Origin of the sequence: Glutamicibacter endophyticus, assembly GCF_048457885.1 — a bacterium.
Taxonomy (GTDB): domain Bacteria; phylum Actinomycetota; class Actinomycetes; order Actinomycetales; family Micrococcaceae; genus Glutamicibacter; species Glutamicibacter endophyticus.
On record NZ_CP174200.1, the window covers coordinates 404059 to 429014 of the forward strand.

The 24956-nt window shown below is 62.0% G+C and carries 21 protein-coding genes; 14 read left to right on the forward strand and 7 right to left on the reverse strand.

Translation table 11 applies throughout. The annotated features are described in order from the left end of the window. Positions 1-204 precede the first annotated feature (204 nt). From ACJD00_RS02035 to ACJD00_RS02055, 5 genes are all read left to right on the forward strand, one after another. The gene (locus tag ACJD00_RS02035) at positions 205-2391 is read left to right on the forward strand and encodes an alpha-ketoacid dehydrogenase subunit alpha/beta (protein ID WP_418908276.1); all 2187 of its coding nucleotides are present in this window, start codon (positions 205-207) and stop codon (positions 2389-2391) included. Between the two features lie 17 nt (positions 2392-2408). Further along, a complete protein-coding gene (locus tag ACJD00_RS02040) occupies positions 2409-3587 on the forward strand; it encodes a dihydrolipoamide acetyltransferase family protein (protein ID WP_418908277.1) in 1179 nt (392 codons plus the stop codon). 37 nt (positions 3588-3624) lie between these two features. Next, a complete protein-coding gene (locus ACJD00_RS02045; protein WP_418908278.1) occupies positions 3625-4380 on the forward strand; it encodes an SDR family oxidoreductase in 756 nt (251 codons plus the stop codon). Positions 4381-4461: 81 nt separating this feature from the next. After that, positions 4462-5802, forward strand: coding sequence for an MFS transporter (locus ACJD00_RS02050; protein WP_309409025.1), 1341 nt, complete (start codon positions 4462-4464; stop codon positions 5800-5802). Positions 5803-5875: 73 nt separating this feature from the next. Then, complete coding sequence (locus tag ACJD00_RS02055) at positions 5876-6628, forward strand: SDR family NAD(P)-dependent oxidoreductase (RefSeq protein WP_418908279.1); 753 nt, start codon at positions 5876-5878, stop codon at positions 6626-6628. A gap of 25 nt (positions 6629-6653) precedes the next feature. Here the strand turns inward: ACJD00_RS02055 and ACJD00_RS02060 are convergent, their stop codons facing one another. From ACJD00_RS02060 to ACJD00_RS02080, 5 genes are all read right to left on the reverse strand, one after another. After that, a complete protein-coding gene (locus tag ACJD00_RS02060) occupies positions 6654-7172 on the reverse strand; it encodes a VOC family protein (protein ID WP_418908280.1) in 519 nt (172 codons plus the stop codon). Positions 7173-7344: 172 nt separating this feature from the next. Beyond that, entirely contained in the window at positions 7345-8193 is an 849-nt protein-coding gene (locus ACJD00_RS02065) for a hypothetical protein (protein WP_418908281.1), read from the reverse strand. Positions 8194-8199: 6 nt separating this feature from the next. Beyond that, positions 8200-8553, reverse strand: a complete 354-nt coding sequence (locus ACJD00_RS02070) for a VOC family protein (protein ID WP_418908282.1) — start codon at positions 8551-8553, stop codon at positions 8200-8202. A gap of 65 nt (positions 8554-8618) precedes the next feature. Then, complete coding sequence (locus tag ACJD00_RS02075; protein ID WP_418908283.1) at positions 8619-11159, reverse strand: ATP-dependent Clp protease ATP-binding subunit; 2541 nt, start codon at positions 11157-11159, stop codon at positions 8619-8621. A gap of 81 nt (positions 11160-11240) precedes the next feature. Further along, positions 11241-11885 (reverse strand): response regulator, encoded by a 645-nt coding sequence (locus ACJD00_RS02080; RefSeq protein WP_418908284.1) that lies wholly within the window; start codon positions 11883-11885, stop codon positions 11241-11243. Between the two features lie 102 nt (positions 11886-11987). Between ACJD00_RS02080 and ACJD00_RS02085 the strand changes: the two genes are divergently transcribed. Both ACJD00_RS02085 and ACJD00_RS02090 read left to right on the forward strand, forming a co-directional pair. Further along, the gene (locus ACJD00_RS02085) at positions 11988-12167 is read left to right on the forward strand and encodes a hypothetical protein (protein WP_418908285.1); all 180 of its coding nucleotides are present in this window, start codon (positions 11988-11990) and stop codon (positions 12165-12167) included. Between the two features lie 164 nt (positions 12168-12331). Further along, positions 12332-13411 (forward strand): sensor histidine kinase, encoded by a 1080-nt coding sequence (locus tag ACJD00_RS02090; RefSeq protein WP_418908286.1) that lies wholly within the window; start codon positions 12332-12334, stop codon positions 13409-13411. Positions 13412-13743: 332 nt separating this feature from the next. Here ACJD00_RS02090 and ACJD00_RS02095 read toward each other — a convergent pair whose 3' ends face one another. After that, complete coding sequence (locus tag ACJD00_RS02095) at positions 13744-14955, reverse strand: hypothetical protein (protein WP_418908287.1); 1212 nt, start codon at positions 14953-14955, stop codon at positions 13744-13746. A 173-nt stretch (positions 14956-15128) separates the two neighbouring features. On the opposite strand from ACJD00_RS02095, the gene ACJD00_RS02100 reads away from it, so the two are divergent. Then, positions 15129-16409 (forward strand): NAD(P)/FAD-dependent oxidoreductase, encoded by a 1281-nt coding sequence (locus ACJD00_RS02100; RefSeq protein WP_418908288.1) that lies wholly within the window; start codon positions 15129-15131, stop codon positions 16407-16409. Positions 16410-16429: 20 nt separating this feature from the next. Here the strand turns inward: ACJD00_RS02100 and ACJD00_RS02105 are convergent, their stop codons facing one another. Beyond that, positions 16430-17284: an SDR family oxidoreductase gene (locus tag ACJD00_RS02105; protein ID WP_418908289.1), complete on the reverse strand. Its 855-nt coding sequence runs from the start codon at positions 17282-17284 to the stop codon at positions 16430-16432. Positions 17285-17392: 108 nt separating this feature from the next. Here ACJD00_RS02105 and ACJD00_RS02110 point away from each other — a divergent pair, with 108 nt between their 5' ends. From ACJD00_RS02110 to ACJD00_RS02135, 6 genes are all read left to right on the forward strand, one after another. Beyond that, positions 17393-17809 (forward strand): LexA family protein, encoded by a 417-nt coding sequence (locus tag ACJD00_RS02110; protein ID WP_418909287.1) that lies wholly within the window; start codon positions 17393-17395, stop codon positions 17807-17809. Between the two features lie 233 nt (positions 17810-18042). After that, the gene (locus ACJD00_RS02115; RefSeq protein ID WP_418908290.1) at positions 18043-19437 is read left to right on the forward strand and encodes a TrkH family potassium uptake protein; all 1395 of its coding nucleotides are present in this window, start codon (positions 18043-18045) and stop codon (positions 19435-19437) included. Between the two features lie 31 nt (positions 19438-19468). Continuing rightward, positions 19469-21349 (forward strand): ATP-binding protein, encoded by a 1881-nt coding sequence (locus tag ACJD00_RS02120; RefSeq protein ID WP_418908291.1) that lies wholly within the window; start codon positions 19469-19471, stop codon positions 21347-21349. A gap of 8 nt (positions 21350-21357) precedes the next feature. After that, the gene (locus ACJD00_RS02125; RefSeq protein WP_418908292.1) at positions 21358-22029 is read left to right on the forward strand and encodes a response regulator; all 672 of its coding nucleotides are present in this window, start codon (positions 21358-21360) and stop codon (positions 22027-22029) included. Between the two features lie 256 nt (positions 22030-22285). Then, on the forward strand, positions 22286-23599 hold the full coding sequence (locus ACJD00_RS02130; RefSeq protein ID WP_418908293.1) for a Y-family DNA polymerase: 1314 nt from the start codon (positions 22286-22288) through the stop codon (positions 23597-23599). A gap of 68 nt (positions 23600-23667) precedes the next feature. Further along, positions 23668-24948, forward strand: a complete 1281-nt coding sequence (locus tag ACJD00_RS02135) for a glycoside hydrolase family 3 N-terminal domain-containing protein (protein ID WP_418908294.1) — start codon at positions 23668-23670, stop codon at positions 24946-24948. Positions 24949-24956: the final 8 nt, after the last annotated feature.

The following is a 24956-nucleotide window of genomic DNA, read 5'->3' on the forward strand; positions in this document are numbered from 1 at the left end:
TTGCTGATGGAAGCCCTCGGCAGGGGGAGCGGGCGGAGGCGTACTATCCGCGCCGCAAATCGAACGGTGGAGGTGATGGGAAAATCCAGTATTGGATCCTAAATTTGGGATACATGTTGAAAAAGCGCTCTATTCTCGTTACATTGGATCCAATTCACAAACTAGGTTGTGTAGCTCACATACCTGCGATCCAAGATTGGGACTATGCCACAGCACACGGGCCTCGCGCCGAAAACACCTTGGGTGGAGCTTTGCACCACCGACGATGATTGGAAATCTGCGGATCCAGCGCTACTGCGCACCTTCCTCGGCCAATTGCAGCTCATCCGCACCTTTGAACAGGTGGTTCTGGATCTTGCCGGTGCCGGCTTGGTACATGGACCCGCTCACTCGAGCATCGGCCAGGAGGGTGGCGCCGTCGGGTCGATCGTCGGACTGCGTGCGAGCGATGCAATTAATGGATCCCATCGCGGACACCATCAGTTCCTGGCGAAAGCGATCGGATTCGTGCGTCCGGACCTTGGAGACCTAAGCGAGCTCGTGGACACGGCCACCGAGGATGTGCTGTACCGGACGTTGGCGGAAATTCTTGGCCTCGCTCCAGGTTTCTGCCACGGGCGCGGCGGCTCGATGCATCTGCAGTGGTTTGAGGCCGGCGCGTTGGGCACTAACGCCATCGTCGGCGGCGGGGTGCCCTTGGCCGCCGGTAATGCTTGGTCGCAACGACACGCGGGGACGTCCGATGTGACGGTTTCGTACTTCGGCGACGGCGCCACGAATATTGGGTCGGTTCTAGAGACGATGAACCTAGCCGCTGCATGGAACCTGCCGTTGGTGTTCTTCATCGAGAACAACCTTTACGCAGTCTCAACCAGAGTCGACGAAGTGACCGCTGAGGAACGGCTCTCGGGGCGCGGCGCGGGATTCGGCATCCCCGCCTGGCGGGTCGACGGCATGGATCCGCTCGCGGTACACCTAGCCATGGAGGAGGCGCTGGAACTGGCTAGGAATGGCGGGGGACCGGCGGTGATCGAGGCCGAGACATATCGCTACTTCCACCAGAACGGGCCGTTCTCGGGTAGCGCCTTCGGCTATCGCACCAAGGAAGAGGAAACCCAATGGCGTGCTCGTGACCCGTTGGATCGAGTCGCGACCGAGATGCTCGAGCGGGGGCTGATCGATGAAGCGGGCCTCGCTTCCGTCAAGGAGCAGGCGAAGGCGGCGATGGAACGCATAGTCAACCGGCTGGTGGAAGCGGATCCGGAGAACCCCGGCAAACGAAGAATTCGACCTGACCTGTGGCCGGACACCGCGTTTGTCAACGTCGGGGTGCGCGGTGACGGAAGCGAGCTCGAACAGTATCCAGCGCTGGAACCAGCCAATTACACAGGTGAGTTTGAGGAACGACGCTTCATCGACGTGGTGGCTGGCGTCATGGAGCGTCGCATGGAGAACGATCACCGCATCGTCGTGCTTGGCGAGGATATCCATCATCTCAAGGGTGGAACCAACGGTGCCACGCGTGGGCTCGTGGAGCGATTCCCCGATCGCGTTCTAGGTACTCCGATTAGCGAGAACGCATTTGCCGGTTTGGGTGGCGGGATTGCCTTGGATACGAGATTCATTCCGGTGATTGAGTTCATGTACCCAGATTTCCTTTGGGTGGCTGCTGACCAGTTGTTCAACCAGATCGGTAAGGCCCGACACATGTTTGGTGGGCAGAATCCCGTGCCTCTAGTGATGCGTACCAAGGTAGCTATCGGCTCCGGTTACGGGTCACAGCATCTGATGGACCCCGCGGGCATTATGGCGACTAATCCGGGCTGGCGTATTGTTGCTCCGTCCTGCGCCGCCGACTATATCGGCCTCATGAATGCGGCCCTAGCGTTGAAAGATCCGGTACTGGTCATCGAGCATGTGGATCTCTATCCGCGCCGCGACCAGGTGCCAGCCGGCGAGTTGGACTATATTCTTCCGCCAGGCCAAGCAGTACTGCGGTGTGAAGGAACCCAGGCCACTGTCATCAGTTACCTGTCGATGGTTCACCATTGTGACCGGGCGTTGGATGAAACCGGGCTGGAGGCCGATCTCATCGACCTGCGGTGGCTTGACCGGGCTTCCATCGACTGGGACACCATCGGGGAGAGCGTCCGAAAGACCAACGCGGTCGTCATCGTGGAACAGGGCGCCGAGGGTACCTCCTATGGTGCATGGCTGGCAGACGAGATCCAGCGTCGCTACTTCGACTGGTTGGATCAGCCAGTGACCCGCGTGACCGGGCAAGAGGCTTCCCCCAGCATCTCGAAGGTACTTGAGCGGGCCGCGGTGGCCGGATACGAAGAGGTCGTCGAAGCTTTCGAGGGTGTACGTCGCGGATTGGGTGAAATGTAATGCCACAGGTTATGAGGATGCCGGAGGTACTTACTGGCATGACCGAAGCCGCGCTGCAGACATGGTTGGTGGCCACCGGTGACACAGTAGCGGCAGGGACGGCTATCGCCGAGGTGGAGACCGAAAAGGCGATGGTGGAGATTTCTGCCGAGATCGATGGCGTCGTCGAGATGTTGTTGGTTGCCGAGGGGGACACCGCGAAGGTCGGCGAACCTATTCTGCAGTGGACTGCGAAGGCGGGTGCTGGGCAGAATCTGCCCGAGGCAATTCCGGCCGGTTCCGTAGCCCGAAACGAGGCAGGTGCCCAACCTGACAACCAGCGGATCTTCGCGTCGCCGATCGTGCGCCGACTTGCTCGGCGCAGCGGAACGGACCTACGCAATTTGCGCGGGACAGGGGATGGCGGACGCATCGTCCGTCGAGATTTGGAAGCCTACTTGGCCGCCCGGGCAGTGGACCTGCCCGTCGTGGAGGAGCCCACTGTCGCAAAAACCGAGACGCAGGTCGTGACGAGCGAAGGCAGCCGCATCGTGCCGTTGACCGGCATGCGGCGGGCCATCGCTCGTCGCCTGACCGAGAGCAAGACGACGGTGCCGCACTTCTATCTGTCTTCGAATTGCGATGTTGGCCGCCTGTTGGAGTTGCGTCATGAGGTGAACGAGACTCGCACGTCGCGCGTGTCCGTAAACGACTTCGTTGTGCTGGCCGCCGCACGGGCCCTGATCGCCGTACCGGAAGCGAATGTGATCTGGGGCGGCGAGCACCTAGTCGCCTTTGATTCCGCGGATGTGGCGGTGGCCGTAGCTACTGACGGTGGGCTGCTGACCCCGGTCGTTCGCGGCGCTGAAGGGCTCGGTGTCGGCGGACTCAGCGCTCGGATCGGTGACCTCGCCAGCCGTGCCCGCACGGGGCGCTTGCGCCAGGAGGAACTCGAGGGCGGCAGCTTCACGGTGTCGAATCTGGGGATGTATGGCGTTGATCAGTTCAGCGCGATCCTCAACCCTCCGCAGAGCGGCATCCTTGCCGTCGGCACGATTGAGGATCGCGTGGTCGCGGTTGACGGCCAAGCCCAGGTACGGCCGATGATGAGCGTGACGGTGTCCTGGGATCACCGAGCCGTAGATGGTGCCGTCGGCGCCCAGTGGCTGCGCGCCTTCGTCGAGAATATCGAGCACCCGCTTGGGATGCTGATCTGAGTATGAACTACCTATACGAGCGCCGGGGAGCGATCAAATGAGCAATTGCACGTGGAACTTTGAGGGGAAGATCGCGGTAATTACCGGTGCCGCCGGTGGAATTGGCGGTGTTCTGGCCGAACTTCTGGCACAAGCCGGGGCGAGCGTGGTGCTCGCCGACCTCGACCGAGACGCCCTTGACGACTCGGCCAAGAGGCTTGAAGCCCAAGGGCACGATGTCCTTGCGATGCAGGTCAACGCGGCGGATGCGCAGAGTATCGATGCGCTGATCGCGCAGGTGCGTGAACGCTACGGCCGGATCGACTTTCTCGTACCGTCGGCGGGCATCTACCCGGAGTCCTCGGTGGCCGAAATGCCCGATGACCAGTGGCGAAGGGTGCAGAGCATCAACCTTGAAGGCGTCTTCCTGCTGATCAAGCGCGCGATCCCGCTGCTGGTGGCGGGATCGGCGATCGTCAACCTCACCTCCGTCGCGGGGCATCGAGGTAGCCGGAACCATGCCCACTACGCGGCCAGCAAGGGCGGGTTGATTGCCTTGACACGGACACTTGCCCTCGAGCTCGGTCCCCAGCGGATCCGGGTCAATGCCGTCTCGCCCGGAATTATCGACACGGCGATGACCACCGAGGCGAGGGCCTCGCACGGCGAGCAATGGGTTGCTGCCACCCCGCTGGGACGGGATGGAAGTGCCCAGGAAGTGGCGGATGTCATCGCCTTCCTGCTCAGCGACGCGGCCAGCTTCGTCCACGGGGAGGTCATCCACGCAAATGGCGGCCTGTTCATGGCCGGATAGCCTGACCGCACGGACGCAACCGCATCCACATATCAACCAAGTGATCATCAACGACGCTCATCACGAGAGGCAATGACCTTCATGTCAGCACAGCACACGCCCACCGGAACCGAGACGAAGAACGGCAAGCCGCCGAACCTCAAGAATGCCAAGAACGCCGCGGTATCGGGATTCGTCGGCACAATGCTCGAATACTACGATTTCTATATCTTCGCCACCGCCGCGGCGCTGTACCTGCAGCCCTTGTTCTTCCCGGCAGCCGGTGGCGCCGGAGCGATCTTTGCGCTGGCCACGGTCGGCGTCTCCTATGTCAGCCGGCCTTTCGGCGCGATCCTCTGGGGGTGGCTTGGGGATGTCGTCGGACGCAAGACCGCCCTCATGGCATGCATCGTCCTGATGGGCGTGGCGACTTTCGTCATCGGAGTCATCCCGACCTATGACACGATCGGCATTGCCGCTCCGATCATCGTCGTCGTCCTGCGCTTGCTGCAGGGCTTGTCGGCTGGCGGGGAATCCCCGGGTTCGGCGTCCCTGTCCATGGAGTCCGCGCCGGAGCATCGGCGCGGGTTTTACGCCAGCTGGACGATCGCGGGCGCCACGGCGGGCCTGGTGTTGTCCTCTGCGATCTTCATTCCCTTGAACCTGATTCCCGGCACGTTCATGATCGACTTCGGGTGGCGCATTCCGTTCCTACTGAGCATTCTGGTCACCGTCGTCACGGTGTTCATGCGCGCACGCTTGCACGAACCGGAGGTATTCGAAGAAAAGAAGGAACAGCATGAGACGGTGAAGTTTCCGTTGTTCTACTTGCTCAGGAGTTACCCGCTACAGATGTTGCGGGTGGCCGGAATGGCACTGTTCCTATTGATGGTGGGGCTTTTCAGCACCTTTTCGTTGGCCTACGGAACGAAGGTCGCCGGCATTGAAAGCAGCGAAATGCTGGCCCTGATTACGGTGTCCAACCTGGGCACTCTTGTTATGGTCCCGGTACTCGGCCACCTATCCGACAAGATCGGACGACGCCCGGTTTTCATCGGCGGGTGCGTGGGCATGATGGTGCTGGTTGTCGCATATTTTGCGGCGCTATCGCACGCCGGGCCAGGAAATACCCTGCTCGTGTGGGTTCTGGGGATCTTGCTCGTCTCCTTCGCCTATTCGGCTTCGAACGGAATCTACCCGGCATTCTTCCCGGAGCAGTTCCCGGCCCAGGTCCGCTACAGCGGCATGGCCATCAGTTTGATGCTGGGTCTGGTCATCGCCGGATTCGCGCCGGCCATCGCCCAAATCATCAATGGGGAGAACGACAACTGGCTCGGTGTTTCTTTGTTCGCAGCCGGTGGTATCGCGATTTCCGCGCTGTGTGCACTGTTCACACCGGAGACGTCGAAGGTGCCCACCGCAGAACTCGGCCTGAAGAAATAATTTAACCGACGAGGTGGTGGTGCGGGGTATTGATCCCCGCACCACCACCGTCGCATTGCAATAGGGAGTGTTTATGAAACTCGCTCAACCAGTCGCGCTAATCACCGGTGGGGCTTCGGGGATAGGCTTGGCCTTCGCCCGGCATTGGATGGAGTCCGGAGGCAACGTCGTCTTGGCCGATCTTGGAGAGGATGCTCTGGCACGGACCACGCAGGACCTCGGTTCCGGATCCCGCGCCGTGATATGCGATGTGACGTGCAGGCCCGCCGTGGACGCTACCGTCGCTTCTGTCGAGCAGATCGAGGGGCGCCTGGATGCCGTCTTCAATTCCGCCGGTATTGCGCGGCCTCAGCCCAGCGCGGAGATCACGGACGACATGTTCTCACTGATGTTGGATATCCATGTCACCGGTTCGATGCGAGTGTGCCGGGCGGCGTACCCGCTTCTGTGCCGCAGCGGCGGTTCGATTGTGAACGTGGCCAGCGTCGCGGCTTCGGCGGGCATGCCGCACAGGGCCAGCTACACGGCGGCCAAGGCGGCGATCGGTGGATTGACCCGAACCTTGGCCGTGGAGTGGGGAGCGTCGGGTGTCCGTGTGAATGCCATTGCCCCGGGCTACGTTCGAACGGCCCTGACGGACGCGTTGATCGCCGAGGGGAAGCTTGCCGATGACAAGATCCGCGCACGAACTTCATTGGGGCGCTTCGCTGATCCCGCGGAGATCGCATCGGCCGCGTATTTTCTGGCCACGTCGGCGTCGTCCTTCGTCAACGGACAGGTTCTTGCGGTGGATGGTGGGTTGGGCATTGACGGGAACTGGTACTGAGCGTCATAGGCGGCCTCGACCGGTGCTACTGTCTGGTGTCCCAAAGCCGCACGGCGGCCTCGGTTTCGTAGGCCTTGCCCTGTGGGAAGCTGACAAGTTCGAACTGCATGCCCCACGGCGAGAGGAAATACACCCATCGCTGCCCTTGGCTAGGTCCGCGGCTTTCCGTGGGCTCACCAAGCACTCGAATTCCCTTCGCGTGCAGATAGGCCACGGCTTCGTCTAGGTCGTCGACGTACAGAGCGATGTGATGCCCGCCGACATCGCTGTTGCGGGGTGGAAGGAGACGGGCATCCTCGGCCTCATACTGGAAAACCTCGAAGTTTGATCCATTGCCGCAGCGGTAAAACCGGATCTCGCGCATGGTGGTCGAGTCGGCGACGTTCAGATGCTCGCTCATCCACGTTCCCTGCGACGGGAATGGTCCCAGCCGGTAAATTTGGACGCATCCGAGGACATCGACGAAAAAAGCGTGTGCTTCGTCGATATCCGGCACCGTGAAGCCAATATGATCATTGCCGCGTAATCCCGGTAGTCCGCTCATTGTTCCGTCCTTGCCGTTAAGGAATCGCCCCAGTAGTCGAGGGAGCACTAACTAACAATAATGGTAAAATTGGATCCAAACAACAGATATTTCCGCTGCTTTTCGCCGCGAATGAGCATTTTTGGATCCAATACGGTTGCGCCTTTGGTCGAGCGCTCGACGGGTCCGGTAATTAAGCCAGTGGACGGTTGGAGTCCGCGCCGGTTTGCTCATCATGCCAGCGCAGGATCTTAGCTTCGTCGAGGCTCGGAGCCGGACCAAAGCGGGCTTCGCGGGTGGTGACGGAGAAGCCGCTGGCGCCCCTACGGTAGCTCTCGACCCACAGCTCGAGTCGCCGCTGCGCCTCGCTGTCGGGCGCCGGCCAGATCACCGTGGGCGCGGATAGCCCGATGCGCCATGGTTTGGGGCTCAGTCGGGCTCGGTAGCTGTGCTGTGAGCGGCAGAGTTTGGTGTAGAGCTCATCGGACCCGAGCTCACGTAGGAGGTGTTCGGCTTCGGCGCTATCCGGCGCGGCCGAGGAGCCGGTGATGAAGACGCGGAACCCGGCGCTGGTGCGGTAACTGCGCACACCGAGCGTCGGGTGTGCGGCGGCGAAGGTTGCAATACGTTCGCGGATGTTATCGGCCGGGTCTTCGGCGGTGGCCGTGCCGCGGCCGAAAAGCCGGGAGAACCAGCCAGGCTTCGGTGCATTGGGCAGGTCGACATCGGCGATCAACACCGCGTCCGTATTGAGCACCGTGGCCCCGTAACGGTTGCGGGTGATCACCGCCAGTGGTTCCGGGCCATCGCCCAGGCTCTCGAGGCATGGTTCGCGAAGCGGTGCGGCCGGGTAGTACCAGTCGCGCTCGGCACCGGTGGGGCCGCCACGGGCGATCAATTCCTGAAGCCGGGTGCGGGCATGGCGTTGTGCCTGCTCGAGCGAGGTCTGCGACCAGCCCCACATCGTCAACCACCAGTGCTTGCCCCGGCGGTCGACAAACTCTTGGGTCTGACGGGACCAATAGGCCGGAGGTGGTTTCATGGTCGCCTAGTGAGCGTCGCTGAGGCAGAAGATCATGCCGAAGGGGTCGCGCAGTACATCCCAACCAAAGTCCTCGCTGGGTTGGTGCGAATCCACGTGGCTGGCCCCGGCGTCGACGAAGGCCTGCACGCTCGCCTCGCGGCCGAGATTCGGGTCGGCTTCCAGATCGAGGTGAACCCGGGTTTCGTCGGCCACCTCGGTGACCTGCTGGAAGCCAAGCAGTGCCGGTAGCCCGGGAACCTGCAGCATCATGAAACCCGGGTAGTCGCCGGCAACGGTGGCATTCAGGCGTTCCTTCCACCAGTGCGCAGTGCGGGAGTAGTCGGTCGAGTTCAAGGTGATCATGCCGATACGCGTCATGGCATTAGCCTACGACGGCCCGAGCCCACCGGGTAGTGGGCTCGGGCCGTCGATTATCGTGTCGGCTAGGCGTCGAAGTACGCCTCGGTGGGGCGTACCCCGCTGCTTGGCACGGCCTTGGTGACCTGCAGGCGGTCATTGGCCACGGCGACCTGCACGGTATCCCCGGGCTGCAATTCGTTGCCGATGAGCAGATCGGCGATGCCGTCCTGCACCTCGCGTTGCACCAGTCGACGTAGCGGCCGGGCACCGAACTCCGGATCGTAGCCCTTGGCACCGAGCCAGGCAATGGCCTGATCGGTGGCGCTGAGCTTCAGGTCCTGTTCGGCCAGTCGCTGCCGCGTCTCGTCGAGCACGAGCGAGACGATCTGGGCGATCTCGGTTTCGCTGAGCTTGGTGAACAGCAGAACCTCGTCGAGCCGGTTCAGGAACTCGGGGCGCATGAATTCACGCACCTTGCCCATAACCTTGGCGCGCACCTGATCGTCACCGGCCGCTCTCTGGCTCGAGGTGAAGCCCAGCGCGCCGGAACGGCTGGCCAGGTACTCGCTACCGAGGTTGCTGGTCATCAAGATCAACGTGTTGGAGAAGTCCACGGTCCGCCCGGCGGCGTCGGTGAGCCGGCCGTCATCCAGTACCTGCAACAGCACGTTGAAGATGTCCGGATGCGCCTTTTCGATCTCGTCGAGCAGGATCACCGAGTAGGGGTTGCGGCGTACCTTCTCGGTCAGCTGCCCCGGCTCGTCGTGACCCACATATCCCGGAGGGGCACCGATCAGGCGTGCCACGGTGTGCTTCTCTGAGTATTCGCTCATGTCCACGCGCAGCAGCGCATCCGATGAGCCGAAGAGATTGCTCGCCAAGGCCTTGGCCAGTTCCGTCTTACCCACGCCGGTGGGGCCGAGGAAGAGGAAGGACGCCAGCGGACGGTGCGCCGGGTTCAGCCCGGTGCGGGCACGGCGTACCGCGCGGGCCACCGCGGCGACCGCATCGGACTGGCCGATCACGCGTTCGTGTAGCTCCTGCTCCAAGTTGGCGAGTTTTCCCTTGTCATCAGCGGTGATCTTGGCGACCGGAATACCGGTGGAGCGTGCGATCACCTCGGCAATTTGGGCCTCGTCCACCACCCGGGTGACACTGGCGTCCCCGTTGGCTTCGGCCGCCGAGACGCGCTCGGAGAGCTCGTTGGCGTGGTCGCGCCAGGCGCCGGCATCCTCGAAACGCTCCTCGGAGATGGCCCGGGCCTTCTCGCGCTCGCATTCGATGAGTTCCTGACGCAGGGCTTGAACATCCTGAGCGTCCCCGGCCGCGATGGAGCGTCGGGCGCCGGCAATGTCGAGCAGGTCGATGGCCTTATCCGGCAGCATCGCCTCGGTGAGGTACCGAGCCGAGAGGGAGACGGCCGCCTCGAGCGCCGCGGGGGTGTACTGCACCTGGTGGTGGTCCTCGTAGGATTCGCGCAGGCCTTCGAGAATCTTCAGCGTGGTCGCTTGATCCGGTTCGGGGACGGTGACCTTACCGAAGCGCCGAGTCAGTGCGGAGTCCTTCTCGACCTTGCGGAACTCGTTGAGCGTGGTGGCGCCGATCAAGTGCAACTCACCACGGGCGAGCCGTGGCTTGAGGATATTAGCGGCATCCATGGTCCCGGATTCGCCGGCCCCGGCGCCGACCAGCAGGTGCATTTCGTCGATGAACAAGATGACCTGTCCCTCGAAGTGGGCGACCTCATCCAGTAGACCGGTCAGGCGCTGCTCGAAATCACCGCGGTAGCGGGTGCCGGCCAGCATCCCGGGCAGGTCCACCGAGACCAGAGATACGCCCTTGAGTTGTTCGGGTACCTCGTCGGCAACGATGGCGCGTGCCAGCCCGTCGACGATAGCGGTTTTGCCGACACCGGCCTCACCGAGAAGCACCGGGTTGTTCTTGGTGCGTCGCGCAAGAATCTCAATGACCTGTTCGATCTGCGTTTCGCGGCCGATCACCGGGTCAATTTGCCCGTCGGCGGCCAGCGCGGTCAGGTCGGTGCCGAAGCGCTCGAGCATGGACTGCTCGGGTTCTTCTTCCTGCTGGTTTTCGGCAGTTGCGCGCTCGTGCTGCGCCATGGCCGCTTGCTGTAGCGCCTGAGCGGTGATTCCGTGTTGCGCCAGCAAGTTGCCGACCGGCGACTCGGGGGAAAATACGAAAGCGAGGAACAGGTGCTCCGGGTCGATGTAGGTTGACCCGTAGTTGCGGGCCACCTGGTACGCATCGAAGAGGGTGCGCTGGGCCGCAGCCGACAGCCGGCTGGGCTTTTCGGCGCCTTCGACACGCTGCGGCATACGTTCGGCGGCGGCCTGTTCCAAGGCCTCGAAATCAATGCCCATGAGCTTCAGGTGCTGCCCCACCGGTTCGGTGTGTAGCAAGGCTAGGAGCAGGTGTAGTGCGTCAATTTCCTCGTGCCCGTTTTCGTGAGCGCCGGATGCCGCCTTGGAGACCACCTCGTGGGTACGCTGCGATAGCAGGCGAGTGATGTCGATGGGACGGGCGGCCTGAGCTCGCGAGGAGAGGAACCGCGACAGGAAATCCTCAAACGAGCCGTCGGATGAGGAACCGAAGAATGCTGGCAAGTGAGCCTCCTAAAACATGAGTGGTCTTTGCTCATGTTTAACGCATGAGGCGCAAATCTATTCCCGCCGGGTTCCGAAAGATTAACGATTGAGGTTAATCAGGCCGATCCGGGCTGCTTCTACCAGTACCTGAACCCGGTCACGCACATCGAGCTTCACGAAGATTTTGGCCATGTGTGTCTTGATTGTTGTTTCGGCGACCCCTAGTTTCCGGGAGATCTCCGGATTGTTCAGCCCCTCGGCCAGCAGGTCTAGAATTTCGAGCTCGCGGGCAGTGAGCGCTAGCTCCTTGGCCAAGGGCTCTCTTTGGCTTACCGGATTGTAGGCCTGTTTGACCGCGCCGATGAGGTCATTGGACACCGAGGGGGAGATTGCCGCCGTGCCCTGATGAACCGAGATAACCGCGTCGACAATCTCATCGGGTTCACTGTCTTTGACCAGGTAGCCGCTAGCGCCGGCCAGGAGCACCGGCACGAGGTAGTCGTCGGCCGAAAAGGCGGTTATTGCCAGTACCGCGGGGCTGTGCGGCAGCTTCTTGATCAGCTCGGTGGCCGTAACGCCATCCATGACAGGCATCTGTAAATCCATGATGACCACATCGATCTCATTCTTTTCGCAAAACTCCAGCGCGTCTTTCCCGTTATTTAGAGAATTTACGAGTAAAATTCGCTCATCCGTTGATAGAATCGTGCCCAAGGCATGGCGGATCAGCGGCTCATCGTCCACGATTAGTACTTTAATTTGGTTCATCGGTGTCCTCTGATGACTCGTATATTCCGGTCTAGACTGCGGTGTCTTGAAGTATATAAGTAATCAGGTTGGGGGATCATGATGAAAGTTCGGAGTATGCTCGCGGCGCTGGCGATGGCCGTGGCTCCGGTGGCGGTGCTGGCAGCACCTGCCTCCGCGGCTTATGGTGGTTCTGGCAGTCAGGCTTCACAGCCGGCCGGATGGGGCGATGATTTCAGGGATTGGATGTGCCGCACCTACGGCAAATACTGTGACTAAATCGCCCATGAAGTAGACAAGGCAGGTTAACCACACTGGACACGGAAAAAAGAACTCGTCTTTTCGCGGTAGCCCGTTGGATCAGGTCACTGACCATCACAGGCCGTCAGGCAGTGATCTGGTCCGGCCTTGTCCTTATCGCGACGACCACGGTCTCCGAACTAATGACTCTGTTGGAGTTCGGCATTGATGGGTCGTCGGAGGCCACGATCACCGGTGCGGTGGTCGGGCTGATTATTTGTGTTGAGCTACTTTTGGCCTTGCGCTGGCTGACGCTGACGCTGGGCCTTTATTTGGCCACGCTCTATATAGGCCTCAGCGAGTTCGATAATCCGCTGATGGTGATCATCACCCTGCTGGTATTTATGGCGTTGGCCGCTAGTTCGACCAAGTCTCGAGTGCGCACCCTGTATCTGATCTTCAGTGCTCTCTGGGTACCATATAGTGTTATCCGCGCCGGCGATGCTGCCTTCATTCTGGTGGTCTTGGTTCCCCTGGCCCTTGGCGCCTATGTCGCCGCGCGCAGTGTTTTCCGCTTGAGCCAGCGAAATTCGGAGCATCAGCGACGCCTCAACGAGGCCCAGGAGCAGGCCGAGCGGGCGCTACGTGAGGAGCGCAAAAACATTGCGCGGGATTTGCACGACATTGTCGCTCACGACATCACTATTGTGGCCATGCAGTCGAAGGCCGCTAAATTCGCGCGCGATGAGCAGACCGCCCGCGATGCCTTGGACACGATATCCAAGCTGAGTTCCGAGACCTTGCACGACTTGCGACTCATGCTCAATGTGTTGCGCACAGACGGGACGATGAGCAGCGGACAGGGCGAGAAGAACAGTGCGCCGGCGGCCACCACCGTGCAGGTAGTCCACGGGGCCGAAGTCTTTAGCACCCGCCTGCGCGAAGCAGGGTTTGCGGTAACCTCCAGCGTGGATGAGGAAATTGCGCATCTGCCGCGGTCGGCGCAAACCGCGCTGTATCGAGTGATGCAGGAAGCGACGACGAACATCATCAAACATGCGCTGCCGAACTCCCCGGTGACCTTGAATCTGTCCAAGAATGGGGCCGTTGCGGTCCTCGAGATGATCAACGTGCCCAATACCGATGGAAAGCGGTCGAATTCGCTTCCCTTCGGAGGCAGTGGGTTACTGGGAATGAAAGACAGGATGAACACCTTTGGTGGCAGTTTTACCACCTGTACCGCGGAAAACCGCTGGATTCTGCGGGCATCCATCCCTTTCTAACCGCTACCCTCCTACTAAAGTATGATTTCGCATTTTTGCCGGACGCGATAGGTTAGTTATGTATCGGTGGAAAGCCGATCACAACCGGGAAGCCGATGATGTTTTGCGAGTGGCGTCATAGGTGCTCCGGGAGTGATTAAAGGTGTATTGCGCCGCCCTACGAACCGATCTTTCACGGATCAGTGCCCCCATCACTGATCCACGTTCGTAGGGGGCGCGATGCACCTTTTACGCGGCAATACGATAATTCGCCACAGTAATCGTGACGAAAGATCAAGGCAGGGACACACACCTTCGGGTGAGTCCCTGCCTTTAGCCTTTTAGAGTGAGTTCTACGCCTCGCCGGATGGCTCGACGGTTTCGGCCGAAGCTAGGAGCTGATCGGAAACTTTCTCCAAGGCGCGTTCGAGCGCCGCACGCAGAACTTCAGGCACGACGATGTTCTCTTCGATGTGCACCATGCCCTCGCGCTCAAAAATACGCAGCAGAGCTTCGACCTGTGGAACCGACTCCTGTAGCAATGGAATCAGGTGGCGCTGTTCTTCGGGAAGGTCTTCTGCGACCGGAACCTGCAGGGCGAACTCCGTCCGCGGCGGTCGGGTGGAGGCGGCGTTGGTGAGCACCCCGGCGACCATTTCCGCGACCTGACGCTGTCCCTCGGTCTCCAGTGCGTTGAGCAGCACATGCGAGAAGATAACCTCGGCGATCAGTTCCTTAATCAGGCGGCTGCCCGGTCCCGCACTGCCGAGCAGAGCTTCGCGCAGGGATTCGGTGGGAACCGCGTTGGGTGCCTCGTAGCGCAGCATGGCCGTGCCGATCAACGCATCCCACAGAGCCGCAAGGCGGGGGATCTGACGTAGTTGAGCCACAACGGTGCCGTCGGCTGGCTCCCATGGCTGGGTGAGTTCCTGCTCGGCATTGGACTCAACGGTCACCGTCAAGCCCAAGGCTCCGGCGGCCCCGCTGAGCTCCTCGTCGTGCAGTACGCCCTGCGGATCGGTTCGCTGCCCTTCGCCCACCCAGCGGATCAGTTCGCGTGCGGCAAAGACAAAGGGCATCTGCTCGAGTGCCGCGTTGGCCTCCTCGTCCTCCATGAAAGGCACCACGATGGGGGAGTCGCCCGACATGCGCGAGAGAAACTCGAAGGTCTCCTTGAAATCGTCCACCGAGCCACCGAAGTTCGCGCTGTTACCGAGGAAGACTAAATAATGCTTGAGCAACGCGGCGCCGGCCTGCGAGGCTTCGGAGCCCAGAGTAGCCAGGTGTCCGAGCTGCTCCCCGAGCACCTTCTCATCAAAGGTGGTCACGTCGACGCTCTTGCGCAGCTGAGCATGGACGGTCAGCAAGGTCGTCAGCCCCTCGAAGGCCGCACGAGTTTCGCTAGTGGGCTGTCCTTCGCGCTGGAAATGTGCGAAAAGCTGCTGCTTAAAAGGCTGCAGGGCCTGACGTACTTCGGCTTCGAAGGGAGCCGTGCCAGTGGAGGCGCTACGTGCCGGGTGTCCGGTGGAGGTGTTCTTCTTTTTCGGGGTCTTACGTGTGGCCATAATCGGCGAAAAGTCCTTCGAACGAGTGCGGGGTTTACTTCAAGTCTACGCAGGGCCATGGTGTGGCTGGCCATTCGGTGGCATGCGCACCCCATTGCCAAAGTTCGTGTGGCGCGCGAGAGTGAACTCAGGCGCCCGTGTGGGGCGCGTCGGGCACACAAGGAGCGTGGAGCGTGGCGAGGGACGCTGGGCCGGAACATGTGGTGATCGTCGGTGCCGGGATCGTTGGGTTAAGTACTGCCTGGTATTTACAGCGTTATGGGGTCCGCGTAACCGTGGTGGACCGAGGTGTGGTGGCTGCCGGTTCCTCATGGGGTAATGCTGGTTGGCTGACCCCGGCGCTCACCCTGCCGTTAGCCGAGCCAGCAATTCTGCGCAGCGGTTTGAAGATGATCCTCGACCCGGCTTCTGCGTTGTATATTCCGCCGCGACTTGACCTTGGGGTCCTGCGCTTTTTGCTTGGTTTTGGCTGGCATTGCACGCCCCGGCAGTGGGCGCGAGCCATGGCGGTCTTCTCCCATCTTGGTGGCTCCGGGATGGAGGCCTACGCCGAGCTCAGCGAGGCAGACACGGCAGGACCCGGGGTGAGTGAACCTACTCGCGCCGCGACTCCGTTTCTTGCAGCCTTCCGCACCGAGACCGACCGGGCAGTCCTTGCACGGGAGTTTGAGATGATCTCGCGTAGTGGTGGATCGGTGGACTTCCGGTTGCTCGATGCGGCGCAATTGCGCGCCATGGAACCGAGCTTATCTCCGCAGGTGCGCTGCGGTGTGGCTATTGAACATCAGCGCTTCATCAACCCGCCAAGGTTTCTGGCGGCGCTCGCCGACAGCGTGCGCGCCCGTGGCGGGCAGATCATCGAGGCCCTTCAGGTCACCGACGTGCGTGCCGGTGCACGACAGGTGAAAATCATCGGTAGCTCCGGCCGGGCGCTGACCGCGGGCCGGGTGGTATTAGCTACCGGGGCCTGGCTGGGTGATCTGGCTCGCGACTTCGGCGTGCGGGTCAGGGTGCAGGCCGGGCGAGGTTACTCGTTCAGCGTGCAACCCGAACAGCTCCCGAGTCGTCCCATCTACTTCCCAGCGCAACGGGTGGCCTGCACGCCGTTGGGAGACCGTTTGCGCATCGCTGGGACGATGGAGTTCCGTGACGCGAACCATCGACTCGAACCGGCACGTATCGAGGCCATCGTCGCCGCGGTTGCACCGTTATATACCGGTATTGAATGGGAGGAACGGGCCGAGGAGTGGGTCGGCGCGCGTCCCTGCACCGCCGATGGGTTGCCGCTGGTGGGGCAGACGAACGCCGAGCGCGTGTTTGTGGCCGGCGGGCATGGCATGTGGGGAGTGGCCCTCGGCCCGCTCACCGGCAAGATGCTCGCGGCACAGATCGTCGGCGATGAACCGGTGCCGGAGTTAGCCGCGCAGTTCAATCCGTTGCGCCGCGGGTTCTAAGCGACTGGCTGCGGCCGTGGCTAGGGGTGGCGCACTCCCTGTCCGGCCAGCATGGCGCGGTAGCCCTCGCGGTAGCTGGGGAATGCCGGTTGCCAACCGCTCGCGCGTAGCCGGGCGTTGGAAATGCGGCGGTCACCGCCGCGCCGGGCGGTCGGCTCGGCGTTCTGCTCCGGCGGGAGAGGTACCCCCAGTTCTGCGGCGAGGAAGGTATAGACCTGCGCCAACTGAGCCGGCTCGTCGTCATTGACCATGTACAGGTCCTGCGGTGCATCCAGGGCGGCGACATGGGTTAGCGCGCTGGCCAGGTCATCGCGGTGGATGCGGTTGGTCCAGTGCGAGCCGGTGGGCAGCACGGCGGTGCCGCCTTGCACCAGATCCAGTAGCCGGGTACGCCCGGGACCGTAGATGCCCGAGGCGCGCAGGATCGATACGGGAAGCCCGCTAGTGCGCAGGAGCTCTTCGGTTTCCGCGAGCACCTGCGAGGTCTCACGGCTGGGGGCCAGCTCAGTGGATTCGTTGACCCACGCTCCGTCCGTGCCGCCGAGCACCGCCGAGGAGGAGACATACAGCAAGCGTCGCAGGCGCGGGGCCTGGGAGTTCAGTTGCGCGATCAGGCGCTGCGCCACCTGCAGGTAGCTACGCCGGTACCCTTCCGCGTTTCGGGCGGCCGGAACCGGCGTCAACACCACGATGTCGGTGGCCTCATCGATGCGCGGGTACTCGGCGGCCGCGGTGAGATCCACGCGTTCCCCGTGGAAACCGGTTGGGAGCTTCTCCGGGGTGCGCCGCCAGGCGGTGACCTGATGGCCGTCGGCGAGCCACCGCAGGCCGGCTTCGGTGGCGACATCTCCGCAGCCTACGAGCAGAATCTTCATGGCACCAACCTACCGCGAATAGGTGCCGACCCTTGCCTGCCCCGAGCGGTGGGAACTTGCTAGAATCACCCTGAGGTCGAATATGTGTTCTAGTTAGGGGGTGGGGTGATGCAACAGGGGATGATTCCGGAACCCGAGGAGGCCGGGCATCGCCCTGTGGCAGCGGTGGCAGCCATGGGCTTTCCCTCACCGGCACGCGACTACTTCGATGGCGGATTGGACCTGAACCGCTTACTGGTGCGCGACCGAGTTTCTACCTTCATACTGCGCGTCGAGGGCCAGGCCATGGTCTCGGCCGGGATCTTCGACGCGGACGAGATCATCGTGGATCGCTCGCTGCCGGTGAAAGATGGCAGCGTTGTGGTGCTCAGCCTCAACGGCCAGATGCTGGTTCGGCGCTGGGTCGCACGCGCCGGTCGCACTGGTCTACTGTGCGATGAATCGCCGCTGCCGGTGTGGCTGGCCGAGCAGGATGACCTAGAGGTCTTCGGGGTGGTGACGCGCTGCCTGCACCATGTGCGGTAGCTAACACGTTGATGCACCCGGCGCCGAAACGGAGGCTCACGCGCGCGAGGGTGGACGCTGGGATGGCCAGCTTGATGCCCGTGGCACGGTGCATCAATAGGGTGTCAAGATTCCGCTTCAAGGCATTAAGCGGGCATTAAAAACCGGGGCGCTCAACGCGAAGTGGCGCTGAACTGGAAGAGAACGGCCCACGCCGGTCGCCAACTCCAGCAGCATCCCGAAAGGTCGTCTTCGTGCCTTCCTACCAGCGGCCAAAGCCCCCGACGATACAGCGTCTGCCCTCGGCACCTCGCAAGCAAAATCGCTGGCAAATCGACAATCCGGTGCGGCTGGTTCCGGTGGGCTTTCTCGTGGCCGTGTTGCTGGGCGCCGGGCTGTTGATGCTACCGGTGGCACGGACCGGCCCCTCCGGTGCCGACCCGCTGACCGCGGTTTTCACCGCCGTGTCCGCCGTATGCGTCACCGGACTTATCACGGTGGATACCGCAACCTATTGGACGCCCTTCGGGCAGTTGGTCATCCTCGGGCTGATTCAGATCGGCGGGTTTGGAATCATGACCCTGGGTACGCTGCTGGCCCTGCTGGTGCGGCGGAAGTTGGGGTTGCGCGGGCAACTGATGGCAGCGACGGAAACCCGTTCGCTGAACCTCGGCGATGTGCGTCATGTGCTGTTACTGGTTGCCAAAATTACCATCGGCATTGAGCTGGCCGTCGCGGCGGTCCTGTCTGTGCGGTTCTGGGCGACAGGGCACGACATCCCGCATGCCATCTATACCGGTGTCTTCCACGCCATCTCGGCCTTTAACAACGCGGGCTTTTCTACATACAGCGACAGCCTGATGGGCTTTGTGGACGACCCATGGATCATCATTCCGATCTGTGTGGCCATCGTCTGCGGCGGACTCGGCTTTCCCGTGATGATCGAGCTGCTGCGCCGCAATGAGGATCATCGAGGCTGGGCGTTACACACGCGTCTGACCGTATGGGGTACTGCGATTATGCTGGCGCTGGGTTTCCTCGCGTTGGCCAGCTTTGAATGGAACCGTAGCGAAACGCTGGGGCATCTCTCGCCCGGCGGCAAAATACTTGGTGCGCTGGGACTGACGGTCTTTCCGCGTACTGCGGGCTTTAACAGCATTGACTACGCCGACGCCTCGTCCGAATCCCTTCTTGTCACCGACATGCTGATGTTCATCGGTGGCGGAAGCGCCGGTACCGCCGGTGGCATCAAGGTCACCACCTTCTTGGTGCTGGCTTTCGCCCTGTGGAGCCAGATTCGCGGGCACGAGCAGGTCACGCTGGGTAATCGGGCCATTGGCGAATCGGTCCAACGTCAGGCACTGAGCGTGGTCTTGCTCGGCATCGGCGCGGTGCTGGTCGGCATGATCGTGCTCCTGCGAGTAACCTCCCACACGGTCGAAGAGGTGCTCTTCGAATGTGTTTCGGCCTTCGCCACTGTCGGGTTATCCATGGGGATCACCGGAGATCTGCCGCCGGCCGGACAATGGGTGATCATTCTGTTGATGTTCGGTGGCCGCGTAGGAATGGTCACTGTGGCCACCGCCCTGGCGCTGCGCTCAAAGATGCTGATGTACCGGCTGCCCGAGGAGCGACCGATCATTGGTTAGCGTCGCAACAGCCCGGAACCTGCCGCACCATATGATGCACTGGGGAGACAACTGCCAGCAGGAGGAGATGGCCGCGGTGGAACTAGGGATGAGCGATACGAGCGAACCACCCCGGACGGTACTTGCCGTCTCGGGGCGGGCGGAATCCAGCGGCTTGATCGAGCGGGCCCTGCGCGGCCTACCAGAGTCCGGCGAGCTCATGGCCGTGCACGTGCCGGAACCCGGTGCCGCGGAGCAAGAACGGGAGAACCTCATGCGGCTGCGCGAGCGCATCGAAGCCGCCGGCGGTACCTGGCATACGGTGATCGGGCAGGACGTAGCCAGCGCATTGCTCGGCTTCGCGCGCAGCGCGCGAGCCGACCGCATCGTGGTGGGGCGCTCGCGTTCGACCCGCGGCATTCGTCGCCGGGATCTGGCCGCGAGCCTCGCAAAGGCCGGTGCAGAAATGGATGTGATCATTCTGCCGCACTCAACCAGTACGGCTACTCGGCGCAGGGTTCCGCGGCCGTACGGGCCGCACGGGGCACGTTTGGCCTATGGATGGGGTCTAGCGGCCCTCGGGCCGGCCTTGCTGACCGCCACCTTCTTGAACACCGAAGGCTCCGGGCAGGAGCTGACGCTGAACTTTCTCTGCCAGCTCACCGTGGTCGTCTTCGTCGCCCTGCTCGGTGGCTGGTGGCCCGCACTGGCCGCCGCGCTGACTAGCACCTTGCTGTTGAACTGGTTCTTCACCGCGCCCACCGGACAGTGGCACATCCACGAACCGCTCAATGTCGCTGCGCTGTGCCTGTTTTTGCTGGTCGCGGCCGGAGTCGCCCGCGTGGTTGCCATCGAGGGGCGGCGTACAGCCGAAGCCGGACGGGCCCGCCGGCAGGCCGACACACTCTTCGAACTCTCCGGCGGAGTTATCCGGGAGGGCATTAGCGTTCCTGCCCTGCTCGAATGGTTGCGCCGCTCGTTCGAGCTGAATGCCGTTAGCCTGGCAACCCGCGCGGACGACCCGGCCGCACGCCGGGTGTTGGCCAGCGCCGGGCAGCCGAAACCCAACCCTTTTGACTGTGACAGCACCGTGATTGTGGATGCCGAACATATGCTCCTGATCGACGGACTCACCCAAGATGCTTCCGATCAAGGAGTGATGGAGGCCTTTGCCGGTCGTGTCGCCACGGTGCTCCAGCATCAAGCGCTCGCCGATGCCCGGGTGCAGGCCCAAGAGCTCGAAGCTGGCAACGCCATGCGCACGGCCCTGCTCGCTGCCGTATCCCACGATTTGCGAACACCTTTGGCCGGTATCAAGGCTTCCGCCTCGAGCCTGAGACTGAGCGACGTGGTGCTCACCGAACAGGACAAGGCCGAACTGCTGGCCACCGTCGAGGAATCGGCCGATAAACTCAGCGAACGTATCGAGGACCTGCTGAGTATGAGCCGAATTCAGGCGGGACACCTCGTGGTGCATCGCGGCGCGCTTCAGATGGAAGATCTCGTGGCCTCGGCCCGTCGCGACCTCAGCGGACAATTGGGTGATTCGCACCTAGATATAGAGATTCCTGCAGATTGTCCCGCCGTAAGCGGGGACTACGGACTTGCCGTGCGCGTTATTGCCAACCTCGTGGAGAATGGTGCCCGCCATGGTGGTGGCCAGCGCGTGGACCTGCGTGCCACATGGGACGAGCAGCAGGTGCACCTGCATGTTATCGATCATGGACCTGGCGTGCCCGAGCACGAGAAGGAGAACATTTTTCAACCCTTCCAACGCCGCGGCGACCGCAACGCCACCGCGGGTCTGGGTTTAGGACTGGCCGTGGCCCGGGGTCTTGCCGAAGGGATGGGCGGACGTGTCGAGGTCCGGGACACCAGCGGTGGCGGTGCCACCATGATTTTTAGCCTTCCCCTGACTGAGGAGATCTCGTGAATCCCAGCGTGCTCGTAGTAGAAGACGACGCACAGATCGCCCGTGCCCTATTGGTGAACCTGAGGGCCCGCGGTTACCGGACCTATCACGCGGCCGACGGAAGGCACGCTCTGCAGCTGGCCGCGGATGAGCATCCAGATCTCGTCCTGCTGGATCTAGGCCTGCCCGATCTCGATGGCTCCGAGGTTATCGATGGGATCAGAGGCTGGTCCACCGTCCCGATCATCGTCGTCTCTGCTCGCCATGAATCGCATAGCAAGGTCGACGCCCTAGACCGCGGTGCCGATGATTTTGTTACCAAACCCTTCGCCATGGACGAACTGCTGGCACGACTGCGTGCCGCGTTGCGGCGCAACGCCCCAGAAACCGGCCATGCCGTGGTGGTCACCGGCGATCAACGCGTGCGGATCGACCTTTCGGCGCGTTCGGTGAGCGTGGATGGGGAATTGGTGCGCCTGACTAGGCTGGAATGGCGCCTGCTGGAGGCCTTAGCCCGCGCGCCGCACCGGCTGATCGGGCGCAGCGAACTACTGCGAACCGTGTGGGGTCCCGAATATGGAGAAGAATCGAACTATCTGCGGGTGTATATCTCGCAACTGCGCACCAAGCTCGAGGCAGATCCCGCGAATCCGGAATACATCCGAACCGAACTCGGCATGGGTTACCGCTTTACTCCCTAACCACTCGTTGTGATTCGCCCGCGGGGTAGGAACGCAGCGGCAAATACCTACGTTAATGCCAGTTGCCAGATGCTATGGCTTCACATTTGGATGGTCGGAGCCTGTGTGACCGGGCCGGACAATTTAGCTGCCGAATCGTGCTGCTAGGAAGAACGCAGGGCCCGGTGGCCGGCCCGGTGTGGTGCGATACCTAGGTCGGGAACCTGTCGGGTCTGGGGGCTACACTGGCCGAGGTAGTGCGGCAGGAGGAGTCATCGTGAGTACACAAAGCATGTCGGGCGCCGGTCATGTGGCGCTAGTGGACGTGAATAACTTCTATGTCTCCTGCGAACGTGCTTTCGACCCGACATTGCGGCGTCGCCCGGTAGTGGTGCTCTCGAACAACGACGGTTGCGTGGTTGCACGGTCGCAGGAGGCCAAGGCGTTGGGAATCACGACCGGTGAGCCCTTCTTCAAGGTCAGGCAGTTGATCGACAGCCATGGCTTAGCGGTTCGCTCGAGTAATTACGAACTGTACGGGGACATGTCCGCGCGGGTGATGGAACTGCTCGCCCGCTATGGAACCTGGCAAGAGGTGTACTCAATTGATGAGTCATTCGTCGGTCTAGGAGGAACGCTTGAGCAAGCGCACTCCACCGCGTCGGACATTCGCTCGGCCATTTGGAAAGGCATTGGGGTGCCGGTGTGCGTTGGCGTTGCCTCAACCAAGACGCTGGCCAAGTTCAGTAACCATATTGCCAAGCACAATGATGAGCTGGGCGGGGTCTGCGTACTCGACTTAATGGACCCAGCTGTGGTCGAACGAATTCAGCGGCATGTTCCAGCCACCGAAGTCTGGGGTGTCGGGCGCAAAACCGGCCAGAAACTCGCCGGTCTGGGCATCGAGAGCATCGCGCAGTTGCGGCAGGCAGATCCTCAACTGATCGGCAAGAAATTCTCCGTGGTGCTCAAGCGTACGGTGCTGGAATTGCGCGGGCAGCGTTGCATCGGTCCCATCGAAGAGCACGCCGACCGCGGGCAGGTGATGTTTACTCGATCATTCTCGTCACCCGTACGAAGCCGCGCCGAAATGGGCGAGGTCATGAGCATCTATGCGCAGAAGGCTGCCGCACGGCTGGCAGCCGAAGGACGTTACGCAACACTTTTGACGGTGACCGCGGGAACTAGTCGTTTCGCTGGTGGACAAGGCTCTTTCCCGAGTGCTCAAATCCGACTAGGGCGCCCCACCCGCGACCCGATTTTCCTCACCCGTACCGCCGTTGCTGCGATGAACGAACTGATGGAGTCCGGCCGTGACTATGTGCGCGGCGGGGTGATCCTCTCCGGCCTCACCGACCAGCCCGGACCTGAGGAGCTGGAACTGGGGCTCGAAGACACCGCGGGTGACCAAGAAGCTCAGGGAGAGTCCGTTGGCTCGGTGGTGCAACAAGTATCGGCGCGCTTTGGGGCTAAAGCCATCGGTCTTGGCGTGGCTGGCCTGGCGGCCGACCGGCAGTGGTCCATGAAGCGTGAACATATGTCTCCGCGCTACACCACAGAATGGGATGAACTGCTAACTGTCCGCGCCTGAATAAACCAGCGCTCTGCCTGCCCGACGGGCGAGCGACGACTCACAGGGCACGGTGCAACAATGAGAGCATGAAGTCGCCTCTGCTCAAGCTGGTATCCCCGCTACTTGTCGGGTCATTGTTGCTAGTGGCCACCGGGTGCGGGCCTAGTGAAGGGCCGCAAGCAACGACGCCGACCGGGAGCAGCGGAGCGCCACAGAGCCCGACAGCCCCGTCGTCGACGGATCCCACGTCCGCTGAACCGTCGAGGTCGGCGACGTCCCCAGAGCCGACGGCACCTGTTCCATCGACCGAGCCCAGCACCGAAGCGCAACGTGCAGCACGGCTGGCCGCGCAGATGTCTTCCCGGGAACAAGCCGGCCAGCTGGTCGTGGCTGGTGTCGAAGCCACCGGTGCCACGAAGGCGACGTTGAAGTCACTGTCCAAGGCAGGGGTCGCGAATGTGTTCCTGCGTGGCCGGAGCAAACTGTCGGTGAAACAGACCGCGGCGGTGACCGGGCAATTACGTAGTGCGTTATCTGCCAATTCCCCTGAGGGTTTGGACGCCTGGGTGGCCACGGATCAAGAGGGAGGCTACGTCCGGGTGCTTCAGGGTAGCGGGTTTAGCGACTTGCCGACCGCGGTGACCCAGGCGAAATGGTCTACACAGCGGCTAGATAGCACGTGGCGCAGCGTAGCCAAGGAACTGCAGAAAGCCGGTGTGAACGTCAATCTCGCCCCGGTTGCCGATGTTGTTGACCCCGCGTTGGGTCGTGCCAACGCACCCATTGGGTACTTTTCGCGGAACTATGGTTCCAGCCTTGAGAGCGTGACCGAGTCGATTCGGACGGTTAATCAGGCGCTATCCGGGCAGGGTGTACAGCCGGTCGTCAAACACTTCCCGGGTCTTGGAAATGTTCGGGGGAACACCGACACCACCGCGTCGGTGACCGACACGGCCACCAGCGGTGACAGTGAGTCGCTGCGGCCCTTCGTACATGCCATTGAGCAAGGGCAGGCATGGGTGATGGTCGCCAATGCTCGCTATACGCGGATCGACAAGAAAAATGATGCGCCGTTCTCCCGGGCGCTCATTCAGGGTCTACTGCGTGAGAAGCTCGGATATGACGGGGTGGTGATCTCCGATGATCTGTGTGAAGCGAAACAGGTTGCCTCGGTGCCGGTCGGGGAACGGGCTGTACGGTTCATTGATGCCGGTGGCACCCTGCCGTTGTGTGTCGATGCGGAAAAATCCCGGACCATGATCAACGCACTGGTCAAGCAGGCCGATACCGATGAACAGTTCGCGCAGCGGCTGGAAGATGCGGTTACGGTCGCGCTGACCGCAAAGCTGGAAAAGGGCAAAGAATAACCCGCCCG

Bases quoted from the DNA above. Each gene is read 5' to 3' on its own strand.
- ACJD00_RS02035 (WP_418908276.1), top strand. From the start codon at position 205: ATGCCACAGCACACGGGCCTCGCGCCGAAAACACCTTGGGTGGAGCTT.
- ACJD00_RS02040 (WP_418908277.1), top strand. From the start codon at position 2,409: ATGCCGGAGGTACTTACTGGCATGACCGAAGCCGCGCTGCAGACATGG.
- ACJD00_RS02045 (WP_418908278.1), top strand. From the start codon at position 3,625: ATGAGCAATTGCACGTGGAACTTTGAGGGGAAGATCGCGGTAATTACC.
- ACJD00_RS02050 (WP_309409025.1), top strand. From the start codon at position 4,462: ATGTCAGCACAGCACACGCCCACCGGAACCGAGACGAAGAACGGCAAG.
- ACJD00_RS02055 (WP_418908279.1), top strand. From the start codon at position 5,876: ATGAAACTCGCTCAACCAGTCGCGCTAATCACCGGTGGGGCTTCGGGG.
- ACJD00_RS02060 (WP_418908280.1), bottom strand. From the start codon at position 7,172: ATGAGCGGACTACCGGGATTACGCGGCAATGATCATATTGGCTTCACG.
- ACJD00_RS02065 (WP_418908281.1), bottom strand. From the start codon at position 8,193: ATGAAACCACCTCCGGCCTATTGGTCCCGTCAGACCCAAGAGTTTGTC.
- ACJD00_RS02070 (WP_418908282.1), bottom strand. From the start codon at position 8,553: ATGACGCGTATCGGCATGATCACCTTGAACTCGACCGACTACTCCCGC.
- ACJD00_RS02085 (WP_418908285.1), top strand. From the start codon at position 11,988: ATGATGAAAGTTCGGAGTATGCTCGCGGCGCTGGCGATGGCCGTGGCT.
- ACJD00_RS02090 (WP_418908286.1), top strand. From the start codon at position 12,332: ATGACTCTGTTGGAGTTCGGCATTGATGGGTCGTCGGAGGCCACGATC.
- ACJD00_RS02095 (WP_418908287.1), bottom strand. From the start codon at position 14,955: ATGGCCACACGTAAGACCCCGAAAAAGAAGAACACCTCCACCGGACAC.
- ACJD00_RS02105 (WP_418908289.1), bottom strand. From the start codon at position 17,284: ATGAAGATTCTGCTCGTAGGCTGCGGAGATGTCGCCACCGAAGCCGGC.
- ACJD00_RS02110 (WP_418909287.1), top strand. From the start codon at position 17,393: ATGCAACAGGGGATGATTCCGGAACCCGAGGAGGCCGGGCATCGCCCT.
- ACJD00_RS02120 (WP_418908291.1), top strand. From the start codon at position 19,469: ATGATGCACTGGGGAGACAACTGCCAGCAGGAGGAGATGGCCGCGGTG.
- ACJD00_RS02135 (WP_418908294.1), top strand. From the start codon at position 23,668: ATGAAGTCGCCTCTGCTCAAGCTGGTATCCCCGCTACTTGTCGGGTCA.